We start from the raw sequence: 4,163 nt of genomic DNA on the forward strand, positions 1-4,163 counted from the left end.
CTGCGGGAGGGGGGACTAAGAAGGGGAAGCCGCCCTTCTCAAGCCGCCGCGGCCAGGCCCGGGCTCGCCTTGGCCTGCTGGTGCGCCTCGGCCACCGCGCGGTCGCGATGCTCCGGCCCGTAGCCCAGGCCCTCGGCGCGGACGAACTCGATCTCGGTGACGCCGATGAAGCCCAGCGCCGTGCGCAGATAGGCCTCCTGGTGGTCCATCGCCTCCAGCCCCGCGGTGTAGATGCCGCCGCGCGACGAGACCACGATCACCCTGCGGCCGCCGGCCAGGCCCACCGGGCCGGTTTCGGTGTAGCGGAAGGTGCGGCCGGCCTGCAGCAGGCGGTCGATCCAGGCCTTCAGCTGGGTCGGCACGGTGAAGTTGTACATCGGCGCGCCGATCACCACGACATCGGCCGACAGGAACTCCCCGACGATGCCGTCGATCAGCGCCCGCTCCTCGGCCTGGGCCGGGGTCAGCTCGGCATCCTTGCCGAACTTGATCACCGCCAGCCGCTCGGCCGTCAGATGCTCCGGCGCGTCGGCGACCAGGTCGCGATGCACCACCTCGGCCTGCGGGTAGCGGGCCTGCCAGGCCTCGACGGTGGCACGGGTCAGCTGGCGCGACACCGAGGCGTCGCCAAGCGGGCTGGAATCGATCTGCAGGATCTTCATGGACCCCTCCGGCTATAAATGACAGTGCCATTGGATTTACGATTGGGGATAATCCATCTGTAGCCTGGATTTTCGCGATGGATCGTTCTATCTGTGGGACAATCCATTGCGAGTGACGGCCATGCTCGACCTCAACGACCTCCGCCTCTTCGCCAAGGTGGCGCAGCTGGGCGGCTTCACCGCCGCCGGCCGGGCGCTGGGCCTGCCCAAGTCGCGGCTGAGCCGCCGCATCGCGACGCTGGAGGAGGAGCTGGGCGTGCGGCTGCTGCAGCGCTCCACCCGCCGGCTGTCGCTGACCGATGTCGGCGAGACCTTCCTGCGCCATTGCGAGGCCCTGCTGGCCGAGGCCGAGGCGGCGGAGCAGGCGGTGGCCCAGGCGCGGTCGGAGCCGAGCGGCCTGGTGCGCGTCACCTGCCCGCACATCCTGGCGCAGACCATGATCGCGCCGCTGATCAACAGTTTCCTGGCCGAGCATCCGGCGGTGCGGATCTCGATGGAGCTGACCGGCCGCCGCGTCGACGTGATCGAGGAGCGGGTCGACCTGGCCTTCCGCGTGCGCCGGCCGCCGACCGAGCCTTCCGACGTGGTGGTGCGGGTGCTGAGCCAGACCCGGGCCGTTGTGGTGGCCGCGCCGAAGCTGCTGGACCGGCTCGGCCGGCCCGCGGAGCCGGTCGACCTGATCCGGCTCGGCACGCTCGACCTGCATCGTGCCGACGGCCGCCATGTCTGGACCCTGGTCGACATGGCCGGTGCCCCGCAATCGGTGCCGCATGTGCCGCGGCTGGCCAGCGACGACATGTTCACCCTGCGCCAAGCCGCGATCGACGGGCTCGGCGCCGCGCTGTTGCCCGACTATATCTGCCGGCCGGCGATCGAGGCCGGGCTGCTGCAGCATGTGCTGCTCGACTGGCAGGTGCCGGAGGGCGAGGTGCAGGCGGTGTTCGCCTCGCGCCGCGGCCTGGTGCCGGCGGTGCGCGCGCTGGTCGACCATGTGGTGCGCTGGGTGCCGCGGATGGTATCGATCTGCGACAGCGAGCGGCGCGAGGAGGACCGGCTGCCGCCCTACCGGGATTCCGGCGCCAACGCCGCCGCGCTGGGCCTCGATGCGCTGTTGACGGCGCGGCCGGCCGCCCACTAGCTTCGCCGCGACGGTTCCTTCGGGATCAAAAGGGAATGCGGTGAGGGCTTCGGCCCGATGCCGCGGCTGTCCCCGCAACTGTGAGCGGCGAGTCCTTCGTCATTTGGCCACTGGGCTCTCGGGCCTGGGAAGGCGGCGAAGGCGCGACGACCCGCAAGCCAGGAGACCTGCCGTCAGTCGTGGTCACACGCGAGCCTGCCGGGCGGGGTGTCCTGGCGGTTGCCGAACCGGTGCGCCGGGGAGACAGCGTTCGCGGTGACGTGCCACCGCGCGCCTTCCCGAGGTCTCGATGTCCGTCTCATCCCGCTGCGTCCTGACCCTGCTCGCGGCCGGCATCTCCCTGCCCGCGGAGGGGCAGGAAGCCGGCCTGACCCTGCCGCCGATCGTGGTCACGGCCAATCGTACCCCGACCCCGGCGACGGAGGTCGGCAGCGCCGTCACCGTGATCACCCGGCAGGAGCTGGAGGACCGGCAGATCCGCCAGCTTTCCGACGCGCTGCGCCAGGTGCCGGGCGTCGCCGTCAGCCGCGCCGGCCCGGCCGGCCAGACCACCCAGATCCGCATCCGCGGCGCCGAAAGCAACCAGGCGCTGGTGCTGATCGACGGGGTCGAAGTCAACGACCCCTCGGCGGAATCCGACTTCGACTTCGCCCATCTGATGGCCGACGACATAGGGCGGATCGAGGTGCTGCGCGGGCCGCAGAGCGCGCTGTACGGCTCGGACGCGATCGGCGGCGTGGTCAACATCGTCACCCGGCGGGGGGAGGGGCCGGTCACGGGCACCGCCTCGGTCGAGGGCGGCGGCTATGGCACGCTGCGCGCCCATGCCTCGGTCAGCGGCGGCAATGACGATCTCGACTATCTGATCGGCGCCGCCGGGCTGCGGACGGACGGCGCCTCGGCCGCCCGCAACGGCAGCGAGGCCGACGGCACCCGCACCGGCACGGTCTATACGAAGATCGGGCTGCACCCCAGCGAGCTGGTCGATATCGACGTGGTCGGCCGCTATGCCCGCTTCAACACCGATCTCGACGGCTTCGCGGGCGGCGTCGGCGCCATCGACAGCAAGGACGATGTCGACGGGTCGGCCTTCCTCGGCCGCATCCAGGGCAGGCTGAAGCTGCTGGACGGGCGGTGGGAGCATGTCGTCGGCCTGTCCTATACCGACGACAGCCGCGACTACCGCGACGGCGACGACATCGTCACCGCCAGCTATCGCGGCAAGACCACCCGGGTCGACTACCAGACCGACCTGACGCTGGACAGCGCGGCGGTGCTGCCGGCGGAGCATCGCCTGACCTTCGCCGTTGACCATGAGGAGCAGCAGGCCGACAGCGACAGCGGCTTCGCCGCCTTCAGCCGGCGGATCGGCGCCACCGGGCTGGTCGGGCAGTACCAGCTGGGCCTGGCCGACAGCCTGTTCCTGACCGGCAGCGTGCGGCACGACCTGAACGACCTGTTCCGCGACACCACAACGTACCGCCTTACCGCGGCCTGGCGGATCGAGAGCACGGGCACCAAGCTGCGCGCATCTTATGGCACGGGCGTGAAGAACCCGACGCTGTTCGAGCTGTACGGCTTCACCAACACCTATCGCGGCAACCCGGACCTGAGGCCGGAGCGGGCGGAGGGCTGGGACGCCGGCTTCGACCAGCATCTTTTGGGCGACCGGGTGGTGCTGGACGCGACGTATTTCGAGCAGCGGATCAGCGACCTGATCGTCGGCAGCGGCCAGGGCTCCACCAACCTGCCGGGCACGGCCACGGCGCGCGGGGTGGAGCTGGGCCTGTCGGTGACGCCGGTCGACGACCTGACCATCCGCGCCTCCTATACCTACACCGATGCCGAGGATGCGATCGGGGCGGAGCTGGTGCGCCGGCCGCGCGACCTGGCCAGCCTCAACGTCACCTACCGGTTCCTGGAGGGCGCGGCCAACGTCAATTTGGGGATCGACTACAATGGGGCGCAGAAGGACCTGGCCTTCGACGAGGCCTACAATTCGTCGCCGGTGACGCTGGACGGCTATACCCTGGTGAACCTGGCGGCGTCGTACCAGGTGAACGACGGGGTTCAGGTCTATGGCCGGATCGACAACCTGCTGGACGAGGATTATGAGGAGGTCTGGACCTACGGCTCGCTCCGCCGGGCCGGCTATCTCGGCATGAAGGTCAGCTTCTGATCGCGATGCGCCGCCTTGCCGCCCCTCGAAGAGTGCTGAGCGTTCTGCGTGGCCTCTCCCGCTTGGCGGAAGAGGCCCCAGGCGTTGCCCATTCCACGCTCCCCCTCCCCCTGCGGGAGGGGGTAGGGGAGGGGGCTGGTTCAGCCGGAACCGTCCTCGGCATTCGCGCGCGGACGCGCGCAGA

General features: G+C 70.4%; 3 protein-coding genes and 1 riboswitch. Of the genes, 2 read left to right on the forward strand and 1 reads right to left on the reverse strand.

Annotated features, from left to right (window positions below; genetic code table 11):
* Nucleotides 1-38 precede the first annotated feature (38 nt).
* Nucleotides 39-662: an FMN-dependent NADH-azoreductase gene (locus P409_RS28075; RefSeq protein WP_034846179.1), complete on the reverse strand. Its 624-nt coding sequence runs from the start codon at nucleotides 660-662 to the stop codon at nucleotides 39-41.
* A 121-nt stretch (nucleotides 663-783) separates the two neighbouring features.
* Here P409_RS28075 and P409_RS28080 point away from each other — a divergent pair, with 121 nt between their 5' ends.
* Nucleotides 784-1,800: a LysR substrate-binding domain-containing protein gene (locus P409_RS28080; RefSeq protein WP_081991847.1), complete on the forward strand. Its 1,017-nt coding sequence runs from the start codon at nucleotides 784-786 to the stop codon at nucleotides 1,798-1,800.
* A riboswitch (cobalamin riboswitch) is annotated at nucleotides 1,796-1,989 on the forward strand. It overlaps the preceding gene by 5 nt.
* 100 nt (nucleotides 1,990-2,089) lie before the next feature.
* Nucleotides 2,090-3,979 (forward strand): TonB-dependent receptor plug domain-containing protein, encoded by a 1,890-nt coding sequence (locus P409_RS28085; protein WP_081991848.1) that lies wholly within the window; start codon nucleotides 2,090-2,092, stop codon nucleotides 3,977-3,979.
* The last annotated feature ends 184 nt before the right edge of the window (nucleotides 3,980-4,163 follow it).

Source organism: Inquilinus limosus MP06, assembly GCF_000767795.1.
Classification (GTDB): Bacteria; Pseudomonadota; Alphaproteobacteria; order DSM-16000; family Inquilinaceae; genus Inquilinus; species Inquilinus limosus_E.

What these genes read in the sequence shown, in the direction of transcription:
- P409_RS28075 (WP_034846179.1), bottom strand. Translation starts at nt 662, where the DNA reads ATGAAGATCCTGCAGATCGATTCCAGCCCGCTTGGCGACGCCTCGGTG.
- P409_RS28080 (WP_081991847.1), top strand. Translation starts at nt 784, where the DNA reads ATGCTCGACCTCAACGACCTCCGCCTCTTCGCCAAGGTGGCGCAGCTG.
- P409_RS28085 (WP_081991848.1), top strand. Translation starts at nt 2,090, where the DNA reads ATGTCCGTCTCATCCCGCTGCGTCCTGACCCTGCTCGCGGCCGGCATC.